Origin of the sequence: Lottiidibacillus patelloidae (genome assembly GCF_002262935.1) — a bacterium.
Classification (GTDB): Bacteria; Bacillota; Bacilli; order Bacillales; family SA5d-4; genus Lottiidibacillus; species Lottiidibacillus patelloidae.
In genome coordinates this window covers 61,694-79,480 of the sequence record NZ_NPIA01000005.1, presented here as the reverse complement: position 1 = coordinate 79,480, position 17,787 = coordinate 61,694, and the positions used below count along the sequence as shown (strand labels likewise).

18 protein-coding genes are annotated in these 17,787 nt (G+C 36.0%); 2 read left to right on the top strand and 16 right to left on the bottom strand.

The genetic code is table 11. The features are described from left to right. Positions 1-15: 15 nt before the first annotated feature. From CIB95_RS10410 to CIB95_RS10390, 5 genes are all read right to left on the bottom strand, one after another. A complete protein-coding gene (locus CIB95_RS10410; RefSeq protein WP_094924898.1) occupies positions 16-717 on the bottom strand; it encodes a Dps family protein in 702 nt (233 codons plus the stop codon). A 121-nt stretch (positions 718-838) separates the two neighbouring features. Further along, positions 839-2,113, bottom strand: a complete 1,275-nt coding sequence (gene odhB / locus CIB95_RS10405) for a 2-oxoglutarate dehydrogenase complex dihydrolipoyllysine-residue succinyltransferase (RefSeq protein ID WP_094924896.1) — start codon at positions 2,111-2,113, stop codon at positions 839-841. Then, a complete protein-coding gene (locus tag CIB95_RS10400; protein WP_094924894.1) occupies positions 2,110-4,959 on the bottom strand; it encodes a 2-oxoglutarate dehydrogenase E1 component in 2,850 nt (949 codons plus the stop codon). The genes odhB and CIB95_RS10400 overlap by 4 nt, the downstream gene beginning before the upstream one ends. Before the next feature lie 408 nt (positions 4,960-5,367). Then, positions 5,368-5,922, bottom strand: a complete 555-nt coding sequence (locus tag CIB95_RS10395) for a YdhK family protein (RefSeq protein WP_094924892.1) — start codon at positions 5,920-5,922, stop codon at positions 5,368-5,370. A gap of 152 nt (positions 5,923-6,074) precedes the next feature. Further along, a complete protein-coding gene (locus tag CIB95_RS10390) occupies positions 6,075-6,335 on the bottom strand; it encodes a YuzF family protein (RefSeq protein ID WP_233144113.1) in 261 nt (86 codons plus the stop codon). A gap of 163 nt (positions 6,336-6,498) precedes the next feature. Here CIB95_RS10390 and rluF point away from each other — a divergent pair, with 163 nt between their 5' ends. Further along, the gene (gene rluF, locus CIB95_RS10385; RefSeq protein WP_094924890.1) at positions 6,499-7,206 is read left to right on the top strand and encodes a 23S rRNA pseudouridine(2604) synthase RluF; all 708 of its coding nucleotides are present in this window, start codon (positions 6,499-6,501) and stop codon (positions 7,204-7,206) included. Between the two features lie 67 nt (positions 7,207-7,273). Here rluF and CIB95_RS10380 read toward each other — a convergent pair whose 3' ends face one another. From CIB95_RS10380 to mobB, 3 genes are read right to left on the bottom strand one after another with little or no spacing between them, the layout of a single operon-like run. Beyond that, entirely contained in the window at positions 7,274-8,329 is a 1,056-nt protein-coding gene (locus CIB95_RS10380) for an LLM class flavin-dependent oxidoreductase (protein ID WP_094924888.1), read from the bottom strand. A gap of 40 nt (positions 8,330-8,369) precedes the next feature. Next, positions 8,370-8,942 (bottom strand): molybdenum cofactor guanylyltransferase, encoded by a 573-nt coding sequence (gene mobA / locus CIB95_RS10375; RefSeq protein ID WP_094924886.1) that lies wholly within the window; start codon positions 8,940-8,942, stop codon positions 8,370-8,372. A 51-nt stretch (positions 8,943-8,993) separates the two neighbouring features. Further along, entirely contained in the window at positions 8,994-9,494 is a 501-nt protein-coding gene (gene mobB, locus CIB95_RS10370) for a molybdopterin-guanine dinucleotide biosynthesis protein B (RefSeq protein WP_094924884.1), read from the bottom strand. 72 nt (positions 9,495-9,566) lie between these two features. Between mobB and moaC the strand changes: the two genes are divergently transcribed. Beyond that, a complete protein-coding gene (gene moaC / locus CIB95_RS10365) occupies positions 9,567-10,067 on the top strand; it encodes a cyclic pyranopterin monophosphate synthase MoaC (protein ID WP_094924883.1) in 501 nt (166 codons plus the stop codon). 76 nt (positions 10,068-10,143) lie between these two features. Here the strand turns inward: moaC and modB are convergent, their stop codons facing one another. The 8 genes from modB to CIB95_RS10325 form a co-directional block, all read right to left on the bottom strand. After that, complete coding sequence (gene modB, locus CIB95_RS10360; RefSeq protein WP_198949190.1) at positions 10,144-10,803, bottom strand: molybdate ABC transporter permease subunit; 660 nt, start codon at positions 10,801-10,803, stop codon at positions 10,144-10,146. 11 nt (positions 10,804-10,814) lie between these two features. Next, entirely contained in the window at positions 10,815-11,561 is a 747-nt protein-coding gene (gene modA, locus CIB95_RS10355; RefSeq protein ID WP_158217609.1) for a molybdate ABC transporter substrate-binding protein, read from the bottom strand. Between the two features lie 55 nt (positions 11,562-11,616). Further along, positions 11,617-12,126 carry a MogA/MoaB family molybdenum cofactor biosynthesis protein gene (locus tag CIB95_RS10350; RefSeq protein WP_094924880.1) on the bottom strand — a complete coding sequence of 170 codons (510 nt, stop codon included), beginning with the start codon at positions 12,124-12,126 and terminating at the stop codon, positions 11,617-11,619. Positions 12,127-12,147: 21 nt separating this feature from the next. Beyond that, positions 12,148-12,381, bottom strand: coding sequence for a molybdopterin converting factor subunit 1 (gene moaD, locus CIB95_RS10345; RefSeq protein WP_094924879.1), 234 nt, complete (start codon positions 12,379-12,381; stop codon positions 12,148-12,150). Continuing rightward, entirely contained in the window at positions 12,378-12,851 is a 474-nt protein-coding gene (locus tag CIB95_RS10340) for a molybdenum cofactor biosynthesis protein MoaE (protein ID WP_094924878.1), read from the bottom strand. The genes moaD and CIB95_RS10340 overlap by 4 nt, the downstream gene beginning before the upstream one ends. Beyond that, positions 12,841-14,166 carry a molybdopterin molybdotransferase MoeA gene (locus tag CIB95_RS10335; protein ID WP_094924877.1) on the bottom strand — a complete coding sequence of 442 codons (1,326 nt, stop codon included), beginning with the start codon at positions 14,164-14,166 and terminating at the stop codon, positions 12,841-12,843. Before CIB95_RS10335 ends, CIB95_RS10340 begins: the two co-directional genes overlap by 11 nt. A gap of 9 nt (positions 14,167-14,175) precedes the next feature. Beyond that, on the bottom strand, positions 14,176-15,186 hold the full coding sequence (locus CIB95_RS10330) for a MoeB/ThiF family adenylyltransferase (RefSeq protein ID WP_094924876.1): 1,011 nt from the start codon (positions 15,184-15,186) through the stop codon (positions 14,176-14,178). A gap of 117 nt (positions 15,187-15,303) precedes the next feature. Further along, on the bottom strand, positions 15,304-17,661 hold the full coding sequence (locus CIB95_RS10325) for an FdhF/YdeP family oxidoreductase (RefSeq protein WP_094924875.1): 2,358 nt from the start codon (positions 17,659-17,661) through the stop codon (positions 15,304-15,306). Positions 17,662-17,787 lie beyond the last annotated feature (126 nt).

Genomic DNA, 17,787 nt, shown 5'->3' with positions numbered 1-17,787 from the left:
ACTCGAGGTTTTTAATTATTGTGGAAGATTATCATTTAAGTGACGATTTTCAGCAATATCACCTTTTCCATCTAATAGATGTGACATACCACGGAAGAGCGAATCATCTTCTAAAAGGCTCCAAATGTGATAACCTAAGTCCTCTCTCTTTAGCAATACTTCTTCTAAAACTTGAACTGTTCCAAAATCTTTTAAATCATGTGCACGTTCAATTGTTTTTCTTAACATCCCTTGTATTTTTAATTCATGTTCTAAGTCGTTTCGAAGATAATCTCTCATTGTATAACGACCCTCTACTTCATGCTTAATATATGAGATTTCATGCTGGGTCACGGGGTGGGCAGTTGGTACTACGCCTAATCGGGCAACGCGCTCACCAATCATATCGATATGTTTTTGTGTTGCTTCAATATGCTCATCTAAAATGTGATGCAAGCTACCGAATGATTCAGGGCCTTCTGTTAACCAATGGTGTTTTGTATATTGGTGTAGTGCCACGTGCAGTGCACATGAATGCTCATCAAGCATTAGTCCCATTTCTAAACGAGTATCATAAGGAAGGCTAATGCCGCTCCCTTGCTCTCGAGCCGTCCTCGGTTCTTGCCTTAAAACCATTTCATTACTATGCTTGTTAGTATGCCCAGGCATCGTCGCATCAAAACCCGACTTAGCAAGCTTAAATTGATCGTCGATATTTCCTTGATTTTGAATATCCATTGTTTACCTCCTTTATATCTTCAAATTTACTTTGTCCTGTTTTCTATTATTCATTACAAGAAAAACAGCAAATAACATCTAGCTTTGAGGGCTAAAGAAATTTGCTGTTTTTTTCTTATATTTACCCTTCTAACAATAAGTCTTCTGGGTCTTCTAAAAGTTGTTTTATAGTTGTTAAAAATTGAACTGCATCTTTACCATCAATAATTCTATGGTCATACGATAAGGCAATATACATCATCGGTCTTACTTCAATATTGTCCTCGTCATCTACAACAACAGGACGTTTTTGAATGGTGTGCATTCCTAATATACCAACTTGTGGTGAATTTAATATCGGAGTTGAGTAGAGAGAGCCAAAGACACCTCCATTCGTAATTGTAAACGTTCCACCTTGCAAGTCTTTCAATGCTAATGAATTTGTACGTGCTTTCTCTGATAAATTTACTAATTCTTCCTCAATGCCTGCAAAGCTTAATTTATCTGCATTACGAACGACAGGTACAACTAACCCTTCATCCGTTGAAACGGCTACTCCGATATCGTAAAATTTCTTTAGTAAAATATCTGTTCCATCTATTTCTGCATTTACATAAGGGAATGCTTTTAACGCTCCGATGACTGCTTTCGTAAAGAAAGACATAAAACCTAACTTTACACCATGCTTTTTTTCGAAAGATTCTTTCCTTCTGTTTCGGACATCAATAATTTTGGACATATCTACTTCATTAAATGTAGTTAACATCGCTGCATTTTGTTGTGCTTCAACTAGCCTTTTAGCTATTGTTTGCCTGCGCCTTGTCATCGGAATTCTTTCAATTTTTTCTTCGCTATCCTCAACTAAAGAGTTGAATTGTTTTTTTTCATTCTCAGCTTCACTATTAAGTGATTGTTTATATTCTTCTACATCACTCTTCCTTATTCGTCCTAGTGGGTCTTGATACGGTATTTCATTCAAATCAATGCCTAATTCACGAGCTTTTTTTCGCGCAGCCGGTGATGCAATCGGTCTATTATTTTGTTTTTCATCATTATCCTCAGTTTTTTTCTCTACCTTATCTTGTTCTTCTTCAGATGTAGGCTTTGTATTATCCGCGCTTCCTGATTCTTTTTCCACTTCCTTACTTTCCAGTTGTGACTCTTCACCATCAGGCTTTGCTTGCGTATCATCAATCTTTGCAATTACTTGCCCAACTTCTACATTGTCACCTTGTTTAGCTATAATTTCTTTGATCACTCCGCTATGTTCACTACTAACATCTACATTAACTTTATCTGTTTCTAGCTCAACTAGTACTTCCCCTTTATTTACAAAATCTCCTACTTTTTTTAACCATTCAGCTATTGTTCCTTCAGTAATTGATTCAGCAAGTTCAGGAATTGTTATCTCTTTCACGTGCTACCTCCACCTTCCTCAATAAACAATGCTTCTTCAATAATTTTGTCTTGTTCTTGTATATGAAAATCAGGTAAACCTGTTGCAGGACTTGAACGTTTAGGACGACCAATATATTTTATAGTAATGTTACTTTCAATAATTTCACTTAATAATTCTTGGATTACTGGCCATGCTCCCATATTTTTAGGTTCTTCTTGCACCCATATTATTTCTTTTACATTGACAAGTTTTTTAATAAGCCCCCTTATTTCTTCTTTAGGAAAAGGATACAATTGTTCCACTCTAGCAATCTTAATAGAATTTTTAACCTTTCCTGCTGACTCTTCAAGTTTTGATGTTATATCTACAGCTACCTTGCCACTACATAAGATTAATCGCTTTACTTCCTTTGCCTTCTTACCTATATCTTGCTGGATTAATAACTGTTTAAAGCGACCCGAACTAAATTCTGAACTAGCAGAAGCTGTTTGAGAATGACGAAGTAGACTTTTGGGTGTCATAATAATCAATGGTCGTGCTTCTTCTCTTTCACTAATACACATTTGGCGTCTTAAAATGTGAAAATATTGAGAAGCAGTTGTTACATTTGCCACTGTCCAATTATTCTCTGCCGCAGACTGTAAAAACCTTTCTAAGCGAGCGCTGGAATGCTCTGGTCCTTGCCCTTCATAGCCATGAGGAAGGAGCATAACAAGACTTGATTTTTGTCCCCACTTCGCTCGCCCCGCTGCAATAAACTGGTCAATAATTACTTGCGCCGCATTTACAAAGTCACCAAATTGCGCTTCCCATAATACGAGTGCCTCTTTTGCATAAACACTATAGCCGTATTCAAAACCGAGAACTGCTGCTTCTGATAAAGCACTATTGTAAATTGAAAATGATGCTTTTGCTTCTTTAAAATTATGAAGTGGAATGAACCTTTCATTCGTTTTATAATCATGTAAAACCATATGTCGATGAGCAAATGTACCCCGTTCACTATCTTGACCTGTAAGACGAATCGGCTTTCCATCAGCTAAAATAGTTGCAAATGCTAGTGTTTCTGCAAGTGCCCAATTTATTTTTCCGTCTTCATTAAATTCATTTGCTCTCTTCTTCAAAATCTTTTCAAGTTTTGGATACACTTTAAATCCATCAGGTTTTTTCATAATGCTGGTATTTATGTTTTGTAATGTTTGTATTGGGACGGACGTATCAATTTCTGATAATCCCTTTTCTACTTCTTTAGGAATTGGTTGTTTTTTTAACCTCTTCTGATCTTTCTTAGATAGCTCATCAAAAATGGTCTGTAACTTCTGAAATTGCTTTTCTTCATTGCTTCGTACATCTTTTTCAGAGATGAGATTATCTGCTATTAATTGATGAGCGTATGTTTCTAATACAGTTGGATGCTCTTTTATTTTTTTGTACAATTGTGGTTGTGTTACGTTAGGATCATCCATTTCATTATGCCCGAATCTTCTATAACCAATTAAATCTATTAAAATATCTTTATTAAATTTTTTGCGATATTCATAAGCAAACTTTATTACCTCTAAACACCTTTCTGGATCATCTGCATTTACATGAATGATAGGTATTTCAAACCCTTTTGCAATATCACTAGCATATTTAGTAGATCGAGAGTCTACACTATCAGTGGTGAAGCCAAGTAAATTATTGGCAATAATATGTATTGACCCACCAATTCCATATCCTTTTAATCTACTTAAATTTAGTGTTTCTGCTACGACACCTTCACCTGGAAAAGCTGCATCTCCATGAATTAATACATTAAATGATGCCTGTTTATTTTGATTTGGAAAGCCAGGTTCCTTTCGATTTTCCTGTGCCGCTCTTGTAATACCTTGCACTACAGAATTTACATATTCTAAATGACTTGGGTTATTTGCTAAGTTTATTTGTACCGTATGCTGATCTTCATCATTAACTTCTCTTTTTGCCCCTAGGTGATATTTCACATCACCTGACCAACCATAGTTAATACCTCTTGAACCCTCCGAAGGTACTAAATCTTTGTTAGGTGAATGGTGAAATTCAGAAAATATTAATTCATAAGGTTTTCCAAGGACATGTGCTAATACATTTAGTCGTCCTCGATGAGCCATTCCTATCATGATACTTTTAGTTCGGTCTTCACATGCTCCATTTACTAATTCATCTAACATTGGAATTAACATATCTAATCCCTCTATAGAGAATCGCTTTTGACTAACAAATGTTTTATGGAGAAATTTTTCGAAGGTTTCTACTTGTTGTAGCCTACGTAGTAAAGTAACTCTTTTATCTTTTGAATACGTCTTATAAATTCCTTTTTTCTCTATATAGTTTTCAAGCCAGCGTTTTTCTTCTGCATTATGAATATGGTCAAATTCAAAGGTAACTGTACTTGTATACACTTTCAGAAGATGCTCATAAGCTTCCATTCCATTTTTGATATGCTCTGGACAATGATCTAAAAGTAAAGAAGCAGATATCTTCTGTAATTCTCCTTCTGAAAGATGGTAAGACTCTAAGTTAGCAAATTTAACTTCATCTTGTCTCTCATTTTGTAATGGATGAATTTTTGCCGCTAAATGGCCATATTGACGAATATCTCCAAAAAGTTTTATTGCATTTAGCACTTTTTTTACGTCTGGTCGCTGTTGACTTACTCTTATTTGATCGCTGTTTAGGTCTGGTAACAAAAACTCTCCATAATTATCAAATAATGACCGTAATGAAGCGTCTACGGTACTTTCATCTTTTAGGTATCTTTCGTAAGCTTCATACAAATATCCTAAATTATGCCCTGAAATAGTAGTTAATAGCTTGGTAATTTGTTCATTCTTCACTTGCATTCCCCCAATGGTTTTTACCAGCTGGATTTCTGCCGTGCAGACTAAGAATTTTTAATTGTTCCTTTAGTAACACTGATATGATAGTTAATTTGATACGATTCTTAATTAGCAAATTTCCTTTTACTAAGTGAGATAAAAATAATATTGTTATAGGTGTTTTTTCTTATTGGGCTTTCTATTTTTTAGTTGTACGTGTAGAATAGAATATTTTGTTGTGGGATGATTATGATGGATGTAGTATCGAGTTAGGAAAAATTTTTATTTTTTTCCTTAATTAAATGATAACAAATCAACAATTTGTTATGAAGTAATATACATTATAACAAAAGGATGCCTCATAATAGGGGCATCCTTTTGTTGTATTAATTTTAGTTATTTTTATTTCAATATGGGGTTATATAGCTTACATTAATCTTTTAGAGGTTCTAATTCTTCCTCAGTGACCCATTTATGATTTGTTACTTTTTTTCCGTTTGTTGCAGTAAAATTGACCATATACACGGTAGTCGTTACCGAAAATTCAATCGTTTGAATGGCACCTTTCATACCCTTCATGTGCTCAGCAATTGTAGCTACTTTCGTCCCTGGCTGTAATATTTCTTCTCCTATATTTACAAATTCCTCATGAACAATCCATTTATGATCTTTTATTTCCTCACCAGTAGTTGTAGCTACATAAGTAGTTCCGTATGCTGTAGTTTCATATGCACCAACAATGGTTACAACCACTTTATCCATCATTCCACCCATATGATCTGCTACACTTATTGCTTTTGTACCAACAGGATACTTTGGGTTCTCTGCTATTTTTAGATTTGCTGGGACTTCACTTGAGCCTTCATAGATCATATCTGAGTGATGACCCATACCATGGTTGTCATGATGATCTTTGTGACTGTTACTACTGCAGGATGTAACGAAAAAAAGGGAAATAATTAATGCGAAAATTAACTTTGTTTTCATTTCATTAATCACCTCTTAATTTTTAAAAGTATCTTAGTAAAATAAACTATGTTATAGATTAACATAATAAAACACTAATTTCTTTTGATTAAATAGTTCGCTTTACCAATTTATACTTTTAGTTTTAAGGCGTTCTTCCTTTCAAATAACTACTAATTGTTATTCTCAGGCATTATCCAAATAATTTCACTTGTACGAACTAAAAATGTAGAATCATATTCTTTAATTACTACATGATCTGGTTTCGCATCTGCAATATTGCCACTTACCGGACCTCGCGAAGTATCTATTACAACTCGTTTACCTATGAGACTTCGAAGTGCTTCATACACAAATGGCTCTACTAATACAAATTGCATCGGACCGTTTGCTCCCATTTGTTGGTTCATACCATAACCATACATATTGTTCATCTTCCATCCTCCATATGTTAAAAATGTACTTTATCATTCAATATATGAATTGCGGAGCTCGACTCGTTCATAAATTGCTTATATAGAATTTCAACCACTTGAAAATAGGACGACTTTTCGTTAATCTAAAGGCTACTACTTATGCATAAGGGTGTGTATTGACATGCGTATTAATAAATTTATTAGTGAAGCAGGAAAAGCGTCTCGACGTGGTGCAGATAAACTTATTACTGAAGGAAGAGTTACTATAAATGGAAAAGTTGCTAAAATAGGAAGTCAAGTTGAACCTGGGGATGACGTTAGGGTAAATGGTTCTCAGCTCTATATGGCTAATAATTATGTCTATATAGCGCTAAATAAGCCAGTCGGTATTACGAGTACAACTGAGAAAAACGTTAAAGGTAATATCGTCGACTTAGTAAACCATCCTTTAAGAATTTTTAATATTGGGAGACTTGATAAAGATTCAGATGGGCTAATTCTACTTACCAATGATGGAGATATAGTAAACGAGATATTACGTGCTGAAAATCAACATGAAAAAGAATATATTGTTTCTGTGGACAAACCAATAACTCCAGATTTTATTAAACAAATGTCTGAAGGAGTAGAAATACTTGGGACAAAAACACTACCATGTGAAGTTAGACAACTTTCAAAGTTTGATTTTCAAATTATTTTAACACAAGGATTAAATCGTCAAATTCGCCGAATGTGTGAAGCTTTAGGTTATGAAGTATTTAGACTTCAACGGACACGCATTATGAATATTCACTTAGGAAATCTTCCTGTTGGACAATGGCGCGACTTAACTAAAAAGGAAAAGAAACAACTATTCCATGACTTAAATTATGAGCCGAAGGAATGGTAAGAGGTTTTGAGAACTGAGATATTTTTTACTCAGTTCTCTTTTATATTTTACTGCTCAACATTAGCATTTATTTTTCTTGTTCTGCTTCCCATTTTTCGACTTCCTTACGTACTAGTGGCGCAACTTCTTTCCCTAATAGTTCAATCGATTTCATAACTTCATCATGAGGCATAGTGCCTAGTGGACAATGAAGCATAAACCGTGTAATACCAACATTTTTTCGTAAGTAAATAATCTTTTCTGCAACCGTCTCAGGGTCACCTACATATAATGCCCCTTCTAACGTCCGCGCAGCATCAAAGCTATTGCGGTCATAATGCCCCCATCCTCGTTCTCTTCCTATGACGTTCATTACATGTTGGGTAGAAGGGAAAAACTTATTAGCTGCCGTCTCCGTATCTTCTGCAATAAATCCATGGGAGTGGGAGGCAACTTGTAATTTAGATGGATCATGACCTGCTTTAGCTGCCGCTCGCTTATACAGTCGAACAAGTGGTTCAAATTGCAAAGGTCTACCACCAATAATGGCTAAAACTAGAGGCAATCCAAGTGTTCCCGCACGGACTACAGACTCTGGATTTCCACCGCTACCTATCCAAACAGGTAAAAGTTTTTGTTCTGGACGAGGATACACTCCTCTATTATTTATTGCCGGACGGTGCCCACCTCTCCAAGTAACCTTCTCAGACGCTCTTATTTTTAACAGTAACTCTAGGTTTTCTTCAAACAGCTCATCGTAATCGTTCAAATCATATCCGAACAGTGGGAATGACTCGATAAAAGAACCTCGACCAGCCATTATTTCTGCACGACCATTTGATATAGCATCAACAGTTGCAAAGTCTTGAAAAACCCTCACTGGATCTGCTGAAGAAAGCACCGTGACTGCACTAGTTAATCTTATTCGTTTTGTTTTTGACGCGGCTGCAGCGAGTATAACTGCAGGAGAAGATGCTGCGAAATCTTCACGATGATGCTCACCTACACCAAAAACATCTAACCCGACTTCATCCGCTAGAACTATTTCTTCTACTACTTCACGTATCCTCTGTGAATGGCTTAATACTTTACCTGACTTGACATCGGGGGTGGTTTCAACAAACGTGCTAATTCCTATTTCCATTAATAACTCCTCCTAAGTATTAGAAAATCTAAAATACTTTTTAAAATATATCCTCTGGTCTATTAATATTTCTAAATGGGTTTTCATTATTAATTCTTTCATATTTCACATCAATTTGTTCCAAAAGGTAGCGAAGAGACCTTTGTCCCTTTGACAGCTGATCTGCTATCTTATTTTTTACTGACTTATGGTAAAGTGCAATGAGAGGCTGCTCTCTCCCACAAACGATTGGTACGATTGCCTGCGCCGAGGAAGCTGTATATTGCATCAATTGCTCGACTACCCATTTTTCAAGAAATGGTACATCTATCGGTAACACAAGGTACCAGTCAGCCACAACTTCATCCATTGCTGAATAAATACCTGCTAGAGGACCTTGTCCTTGATATATGGCTTGATCATTAATAACTTTGATTCCATCGTCTTCTTCTCTATAAAACATATTTTGTAATTCGGGTCGAGTTACCAATACAATTGAAGAAGTAAACGGCGTTAATACTTCAATTGAATACCGGTAAAATGAAATTCCCTCTCTTTTAGCAAATGCTTTTGGGGAGCCATAACGTCTCGACTCCCCCCCTGCCAATACAATCCCTGCAATAACGTTTTCCATAAATACCTTCCTTTTTCTATTTTTTAATAAAAGATAACGTTAAGGTAAACACTATACAGTAAATAAATGACTTAATAGCCACTTACTCAATTTATTATAATCTGTAGGATTTAAGATTGGACAATCATAATCCTCTTCATTAAGCTCTAGTGATGTTAAGATAACTTTTATGTTTGATAACTGCTTTAACAAATGTAAATCTTCCTCATCTCTTATTAAAACAATTTTTTCAAAATCATGTTCCTTAAATCCTTCTATTATAAGTAAATCAATTTCACAAATGTGATAAAAGGCTAAAAGCTGTTCCATTTTCCATGAGTGTTGCTTGATTGATAGCTGAAACACACCTTCGCCTTCCACACCAGTCATGATAGCTCCCGCTTTCTCATGCTTCGCTGTATCTGTATTTTCTACAGATACAGGTGCACCGCCATGACCATGGTGTTTTAAACTAGCTATTTTCAAACCATCTTTTGAGAAAATTTTAATTAGTTCACATACTAATGTTGTCTTTCCACTATTTTTATATCCAACAACTTGAATTGTTAACATTTAGACATCTCCTTAATACTTATCTTGTGATAGGATTATAATATCTCTACAGGAAAGGATGATTAAAGTAGTATGGCAAGTTTCACTCACTTCAATGAACATGGCAGAGCAAAAATGGTTGATATAAGTGATAAAAAGGAAAGCGCGCGAAAAGCAATTGCTCGTTCTAGCGTAATCATGAATAAAAACGTATACGAAAACATTACTTTACAAAAGAATAAAAAAGGCGACGTATTAGCTGTGTCTCAAATAGCTGGCGTTATGGGGGCAAAGCAGACATCGACTTTAATCCCTATGTGCCACCCAATTCCTATTAGTGGTGTCGACCTTTCTTTTGAATGGTTATCTCTTGAAAATGAACAATATGAACTCGTTATTGTAGCAGAGGTGAAAACTGTAGGAAGTACAGGTGTTGAAATGGAGGCTTTAACCGCCGCTTCTGTCACAGCTTTAACCGTGTATGATATGTGTAAAGCTGTTGATAAAGGGATTACGATTGGACCTACTTACCTACTAGAAAAGAGTGGTGGTAAGACTGGTGATTTCAAGCGAGATAATAAGGACACTGAATAATTTTCTGGTGTCCTTTTCTTTTGTTTCAAAGATGCAGATTAACTTTGTAGGTATAAATGTAAGTTGGAGATGAAAATTATGCATTTCCTTTCGATCGATTGATTGCAAACAAAAGAATAAAAGAAAAACCAATACTGATTAAAACATAATACCATGCTAGATCCATCTGTCCGGTTTCCAAGGCAAGATAAATAGCTGTAGGTATTGTTTGAGTACTTCCCGGAATGTTTCCAGCAAACATTAATGTTGCCCCAAATTCCCCAAACGCTCGTGTGAAACTTAAAACGATTCCCGTGGAAATAGAGCGGATGGATAAAGGAAGGGTGACCAGGATTAATAGCTTCCAATCTGAAGCTCCATCAACCTTAGCTGCACCAATTACATTCGTATCTACTGCCAAAAACCCTGTTTTTACCGATTGGTACATTAAAGGAAAAGCTACAACAGTAGCTGCAAGAACAGCTGCAGTAGATGTGAATAATAAACTTCTACCTGTTACCCACGCAATCAATTCGCCAACTGGACTATTACTTCCAAAGACTATTATTAGAAGAAATCCTATTACTGTCGGAGGTAAAACTAAAGGTAAAAAGAAAAGTGTCTCTATAATAGATTTTCCCTTAACCTTTTTAGTAAGTAACCAATGTGAACTAATAATTCCTAAAAATAAAGTAATAAGTGTCGCAATGATTGCAACAATTAAGGATAATTGAACTGGGAACCAAGACCATTCCATTGAGATTCCCCCTACTTTTCTACACCACTTTTCGTGTGAAAACCAAATGAATTAAAAAGTGCTCTGCTTTTTTCATTCAAAACATATCGATAAAAGGTTTTAACTGCTTCCTCATTTCCTGTGAAGTCAGCCAATATTGCTATGTAATATTCAATGGGTTCGTGTAATTGTGGATCTATTTCTTCAATTATATTTATATTAGCAGTCTGTTTCACATCGCTAAAGTATACAAAACCTACATCTACTTCTCCCTGTTTTACTAACGTGAGTACATGCTTGACATCCCTTGTGAATACTAAACGGTTTTCTTCCACTAGCTTATCCCAGACACCTTTTGACTTAAGCACTTGTTTAGCATATGTACCTGCTGGAACAGCTCCAGGAGTTCCTATAGCAATTTTTTTATTAGTATTTAAATAGTCATTGAAGTTATTAATTTTTGCATCTATATGTTTAATTATTACTAGTTTATTTTGAAAGATTGGGTACGCGCTCTCAATATATCCCCCGTCATACAACAAGTCATAATCTGCTTTTGAAGCTAAAAAGAACATATCAACTGGTGCGCCTTGTTCGATCTGTTTTCTTAAAGTACCTGTTCCACCAAAGTTATATGTAATATTAATTGAAGGATACTCACTTTCAAACATATCTTTTAACTGGATTAAACTTTGTGACATGCTAGAAGCTGCTGATATAGTTAACTTCGTAGTACTGTTGGTACTTTTAGACTCTTCAATACATCCTGAAATCATCATCAAACTAAGCACCAAAAAGAATTTCATTATTAACTTCATTTTTTCATCCTCTATTTTACCTATCTTTATTAATTTCCATTACAATATGGCCTAATTCAGGTAGAATTAGTTTTTCCATCGCCAACTTCACTGCACCAGAAGAACCAGGAACGGAGAAGATTGCTGTATTATTAGCAACTCCAGCAATTGCACGAGAAAGGATACTTGCTGACCCAATATCAAGTTCATAACTTAAATAGCGAAATATCTCACCGAAGCCTGGTAGCTCTTTATCAAAGAGTGGTTGGATAGCTTCAATAGATACATCACGTTTAGCAATACCAGTTCCCCCATTTACAATAATCGCCTCAATTTCAGGCTGAGTAATAGCATTTTTCATTGTTGTTTCAATCATACTTTTTTCATCACGTATGATTTCATAGTAAACCACATTATGGTTTGCTTTATCTAGTAACTCGTGTAGGAGCTTACCACTTTTATCAGTAGATTTATCTCTCGTATCACTAACAGTTACTACAGCACAATTAACTTTTCTAGGAGAAATTTTGCGATGCTCTTTTAACATATTTGCTTCCTCCAATCTAATTTATCCACCACTTACAGGGGGGATAAATGCCACAACGTCACCTTGCTTTACTTTATCATCATTTAAAGCGTATTCTTCATTAATTGCTACCATCACATGATCCAATTGTGATAATCGAAACTTTTGTTGTAGCTCTTTTTTTAAATCACCAATCGTTATCTCATCTAAGTCCATTTCTAACCGATCTTGTCCTGCTTCTTCCTGTAAATGCGCAAAAAGTAAAACAGTTATCATAGTACTTCACCCTTTATGTTAGGTTTTCCTTTAGGATAAGAAACTTTCTCTAATTGATCACCAATCCAAGTCTCTCCATCCTCCCAATGTTCTTTTTTCCAGATAGGAACAATTTGTTTAATTCGCTCTATTGCGTACTCATTTGCTTCATACGCTTGTTTTCTATGCGGTGATGAAACGGCAATAATAACAGCTATATCAGAAATGTCCAATCTGCCAACACGGTGCGTAATCGCAACTTTAGTGTTTGGCCACTTAGACTGAATTTCATCTCCAATTGTTTTCAGCATTTTTATAGCCATTGGCTTATATGCTTGATATTCTAAGTAAACGGTTCTTTTCCCTTTTGTCCACTCGCGAACTGTTCCAATAAAAGTTGTTACTGCTCCAGCTTCTCTTCGTTCAACCTTATCGACCAAGTCTTGTAGAATAATCGGTTCGTCTACTATTTGAAAAAGCTCATTGTTCATGATGGTGCTCCTTTCTTCCAGGCTTACTATTATCTTTACTTAGAAACGATTGATAGGAAGTACCATATTGGTCCTCAAGTAGAATTGCTTTTACTTCCATTCCCTCTTCATAGCCTCTTGAACCTGCTGGTAAAACAATGAGCACATTCGTCATTGCTAATGAAGATACAGAAGATGATTTATCCAAGCCAACAGGAGTAGCTAAAAGCTTGCCATCCTTAAATGTTAAATGACCTCTTACAAATCGATCAAATGGATTCGGTTTCGGAAAATCCACACCGAGTAAGGCAGTTTCACTTTTAAGAAACGGCTGTTTGCAATGAAGAAAAGTTCGAATCACTGGTCTTGTAAAAAGCTCAAAGCCAACATAACATGCTGATGGGTTACCTGATAATCCAAACATTAGTTTCCCATCTTTTTCAGCAATCGTTGTAACACTCCCAGGGCGCATGCCTACTTTATTAAATAAAACATCAGCCTTTAGTTTTTCATATATGGCAGGTAAATAATCATAGTCACCAACAGAGACACCACCAGTAGTGATTAAAAAGTCAACTTTATCCAACGCTTCTTGTACTTGTGTAAAACAAGTCTCTAAATTATCATTGAACTGGCCTAAATAAATGGGCAATCCGCCGGCCCGCTCAATTTGCGCGCATATCATGTATGCATTGCTGTTTCGAATTTTTCCTGGCTGAAGTGGTTCATCAATTTGTAACAATTCACTTCCAGTAGCAATGACACCAACCTTTGGCTTTTTGCTTACAGGTACTTGTTTATAACCAAAAGTAGCAAGTAAAGCAATGACACCTGGAGTGATAAATGTCCCTTTTTCTGCAAGTACAGTCCCTTTTTTCGTATCTTCCCCTTTATAGGAAATGTTATCACCAGATTTAAAGGATTGCTTAAGTTGAATAAATGTTTTACCGTCTTGATTTATTTCTTGAGTTCTCTCCAACATGACAACAGCATCGCAGCCAGCAGGGATTTGAGCGCCAGTCATAATTCGAACAGCTTGGCAATTTTTTACTGTTTCTGTAAAAACACTACCTGCACCAATTTCGCCAATAACTTGTAATAAGACTGGATTTTCACTTGAGACGTTTTCTGTATCAGTTGATTTGAAAGTAAAACCATCATATGGAGAGCGATTAAATAACGGAACATCGTGATCAGCAACAAGGTCCTCACCTAAAAAGTGGCCGTTTGCTTGTTCAATTGATATGAAATCTTTGCCACCATTAATAGCAAAATTCATTACTCTTTCTATTGCTTCTTTCACTTTGATTGGCTTTCTTCTTTCTACCACGACCAAATCTCCTTTTCATCCAATTATTTGATAATACAATCTCTTCGCTTTTTCAATTGAATTAGTTCCGTGGATTAATGTACGACCATCTTTGAAAAATACGAGACGGTACGATTGATACTCTAAGGAAACTAAGAAAGGGTTCAAATTCACTTTACCAAGCTTTGTTAGTCGAAGTGCTAAGTCTTCTATATTTACTTCACGACCTGTACGAATTTGAACAGTTTCTCTTCCACACAGTACTTCCGTTTTTGTTTGATTTTCATATTGTAAGTATGGAAAACTTGGATTAGTACCACAAGTGGTACAAGTCTCTTTTTTTGCTCGGTTTACATTAATTGTTTGATAATTATTATTCCATAAATCAAAGGTTACTAGACTCGACCGCATTGCATCAAAGTCCTCTACTAAATATTTCAGTGCTTCTGTCGTTTGATGGGCTGCTACCATTTGAACAGCTGGGGAAATAATACCAACTGAATCACAAGTCGCACCAGTTAGTGGCGCCCTATCTAACAAACAATTCAGACAAGGTGTGTCTCCTGGCCTAATTGTAAAGCTCATACCCATACTTCCTACACAAGATCCAAAAATCCAAGTAATATTCTGCTTTTGAAGTAAGTCATTCATCATTAAGCGTACATCAAAATTATCTGTAGCATCAATTACTAAATCGACACTTTTTAGTAAAGGCAGAATCTTACTACTTGTAGCATCCATGACATAAGCATCAATTTCAACATCTGAATTAATGTTGTTTAATCTATTTTTAGCAGCAATTGCTTTCGGAATTTGCTCGATTGCATCCTGTTCCGAAAATAACTGTTGTCTTTGTAAATTGCTGAATTCAACGTAATCTCGATCGATGATTGTTACTCTTCCAATACCAGCACGCACGAGCATCTCGGCATTAGTTGTACCAAGCGCACCACATCCTAAAATTAAAACATGCTTTATTCGGAGTTTATTTTGTCCATTTTCACCAATCGGTCGAAATAATTCTTGACGAGAATATCGCTCGTTCACCAGTGTACTTCCTTTCTCTGCTGAAAATAAATGAATCCTATTGCGGTATAAGGCACCAGAATAGGATTCATTTATCAACTTAATGATATGTTTCTTTAGTTAGTATACACACTAACATTAATCTACTTGCATTTCTAAGTCTTCTACTTTTTTCTCATAATAATTGACATCTTTCTTCGCATTAAAGCGTTCAGCTTTTTCTACTTTTACCGCAACGCTATATTGAGGAATTCCAGAAGGACCATCATAGATTCCCTTTGGAATTAAGAAATTACCTTCTGGGAAGTGAAGTCCAATATTCCCTTTAGTAATGTCAGCATAATGAGCTTTTCCTTGGAATGTACCGTGTTGGTTATAAACAACAATAGGTTCGCCATTTGAAATATTGAATTCCAATGCGTCCTTTTCGTTAATTAGTACATCGTATCGACCAGCAGCGTTAAATGAATCTGTTTCATTATATACCATAGAGTTGAACTGTTTACCACGGCGAGTAGTGATGTAGAATGTACCCTCCGGTTTGTTAAGTTCTGGTATATCAATTGGAATTAAATTTCCTCTTCCATCAGGAGTTGGGCATACTCCTCCTTCACATAGCCATGCGCCACCCCATTGAAATACATCACCTTGTTTTTTCAGGTTCTGTATGCCATCGTAATCACGGTTAGCTTTGGCAATTTCATCTCTAATCGCTTGGCCATCATCAAATTGCACCAAATGTGCTGTTTCTGGTTTTACTCGTTTTGCTAAATCAATGTAGATTTTCCATTCTGCACGAGCTTCTTCTACTTCCTGTTTATTACCTTCAATTTCAGGTGAAAAATAAACCATTCTCTCGGTAGAAGTGGACGTGCCTCCACCCTCTTGTTCATAACGAGTTTTTGCTGGGAGAACAATTACTGCTTCTTTTGCATCAACTAATGTTGAAGTATTAAAGATAATATCTTGATGAACTCTAATATCTAATTCAGATAATGCTTTTTCAATAAACTCCGGGTTCGGCATTGTTTCTAAGAAGTTTCCACCGCTCATATAATAAAGTTTTAATTTTCTCTCGTTATCTTCTGGTAGAACCGTGTTCTCAAGAGCAACTCCAACGATGTCTCCTTGCCAGTTTGGAAGTTCAAAGCCCCATAAATCTTCGATTCTCTTAACGTTTTCTTCTTCCCAACCACCGCCAGGTAGAACAAAAGGATCTGCACCCATTTCACCAGCCCCTTGCACACTTGAGTGACCACGAAATGGCATAAGACCAGCATGCTTACGTCCTAAGTGTCCACGAAGGAGAGCAAGATTAGCAACTTGTGAAATGTTATCTGTTGCAAAAGCGTGCATTGTAAGGCCTAATGCCCAAGCATAAACAGCATTTTTGCTCTTCGCTAAAAGCTCTGCTAACTCTATAATTCTATCTTTTGATATGCCCGCTGACTTAACAATCTCTTCCCAAGATTGTTCTTTAACTTTAGATTTAAGTTCTTCATAATTATTCACATGTTGCTCAACAAACTCATGATTAATGGCAGTTCCATGTTCCTTTTCTTCCATGTCAAACCAGTGTTTCATAATACCATGCATGAAAGCAATGTCCCCACCAATGTTGACTTGATAGAAGTCATCAGCAACTTTTGTTCCAAACAATGCAGATTCAGCATTCGAAGGTACCCAATATTTATCCATTGCAGGCTCTCTATATGGGTTTACAACGATAATTTTTGTCCCTTTTTTCTTAGCTGCCAACATATATTTTGTAGATACAGGTGAACTATTTGAAGCAACAGATCCCCAAAATAAAAGTACGTCTGTCCCAATCCAATCTTGGTAATTTGCACTACTTGCGCCAATTCCTACAGAGCGTTTTAAAGCTGTTTTAGATGGTGAATGACAGATTCTCGATGCGTTATCAATATTATTTGTTCCAAGAAAACGCGACACCTTTGCTGCTACATAGTATGATTCATTTGTAATTCCTCTAGATGTTAAATAAAAGCCATACTGTTTTGGATGAAGCTTCTTCATTTTTTCAGCAATCATATCCATCGCGTCATCCCAACTAATACGTGAAAACTTATTTTCTCCTTTTCTACGTATTAATGGGTAAGGGATTCGCCCTAACCCGCGCAGTTCTTTACTACTATATTTTTTTAACTCATCAATATCTGCGTGAACTATCTCTTCACTCATCGCTGGCATTGTACTTAAGCGCAAGACATTTAAACGAGTTGTACAGATGTGAGGCCCTTGTAATGTTTGATCCTGAAGACCTGAAACTCCTAATGCACACCCATCACAAACACCTTTAGTAAGTATGTTTTTAGCGTAGTTTAAGTTATCTTTGTTTTCCCACACAACTTTCATTGTGTCTCTAATGTGTTTTGGCTTCACCTTTCCTAACCCGAATGGAATTGGACTTACCCAATGTTTCGGCGAAGGCATTTTAGAAATCTTTATCGGTCCTTGATGTTTTGTATCTCCCATTAATTACACTCCTTACTATTTATAGCATTGTTGATTTAGTGCACTAAAAAACCACCGTATATTTGTATTTTCATTAGGAAATACAATACGGTGGTTAAGTCTTTAGCAGGGTCGCTACCAAGTGCC

Excerpts from the sequence above, each read along its gene's own strand:
- CIB95_RS10410 (WP_094924898.1), bottom strand. The coding sequence starts at position 717 with ATGGATATTCAAAATCAAGGAAATATCGACGATCAATTTAAGCTTGCT.
- CIB95_RS10400 (WP_094924894.1), bottom strand. The coding sequence starts at position 4,959 with ATGCAAGTGAAGAATGAACAAATTACCAAGCTATTAACTACTATTTCA.
- CIB95_RS10395 (WP_094924892.1), bottom strand. The coding sequence starts at position 5,922 with ATGAAAACAAAGTTAATTTTCGCATTAATTATTTCCCTTTTTTTCGTT.
- CIB95_RS10390 (WP_233144113.1), bottom strand. The coding sequence starts at position 6,335 with ATGAACAATATGTATGGTTATGGTATGAACCAACAAATGGGAGCAAAC.
- rluF (WP_094924890.1), top strand. The coding sequence starts at position 6,499 with ATGCGTATTAATAAATTTATTAGTGAAGCAGGAAAAGCGTCTCGACGT.
- CIB95_RS10380 (WP_094924888.1), bottom strand. The coding sequence starts at position 8,329 with ATGGAAATAGGAATTAGCACGTTTGTTGAAACCACCCCCGATGTCAAG.
- mobA (WP_094924886.1), bottom strand. The coding sequence starts at position 8,942 with ATGGAAAACGTTATTGCAGGGATTGTATTGGCAGGGGGGGAGTCGAGA.
- mobB (WP_094924884.1), bottom strand. The coding sequence starts at position 9,494 with ATGTTAACAATTCAAGTTGTTGGATATAAAAATAGTGGAAAGACAACA.
- moaC (WP_094924883.1), top strand. The coding sequence starts at position 9,567 with ATGGCAAGTTTCACTCACTTCAATGAACATGGCAGAGCAAAAATGGTT.
- modB (WP_198949190.1), bottom strand. The coding sequence starts at position 10,803 with ATGGAATGGTCTTGGTTCCCAGTTCAATTATCCTTAATTGTTGCAATC.
- modA (WP_158217609.1), bottom strand. The coding sequence starts at position 11,561 with ATGATGATTTCAGGATGTATTGAAGAGTCTAAAAGTACCAACAGTACT.
- CIB95_RS10350 (WP_094924880.1), bottom strand. The coding sequence starts at position 12,126 with ATGTTAAAAGAGCATCGCAAAATTTCTCCTAGAAAAGTTAATTGTGCT.
- moaD (WP_094924879.1), bottom strand. The coding sequence starts at position 12,381 with ATGATAACTGTTTTACTTTTTGCGCATTTACAGGAAGAAGCAGGACAA.
- CIB95_RS10340 (WP_094924878.1), bottom strand. The coding sequence starts at position 12,851 with ATGAACAATGAGCTTTTTCAAATAGTAGACGAACCGATTATTCTACAA.
- CIB95_RS10325 (WP_094924875.1), bottom strand. The coding sequence starts at position 17,661 with ATGGGAGATACAAAACATCAAGGACCGATAAAGATTTCTAAAATGCCT.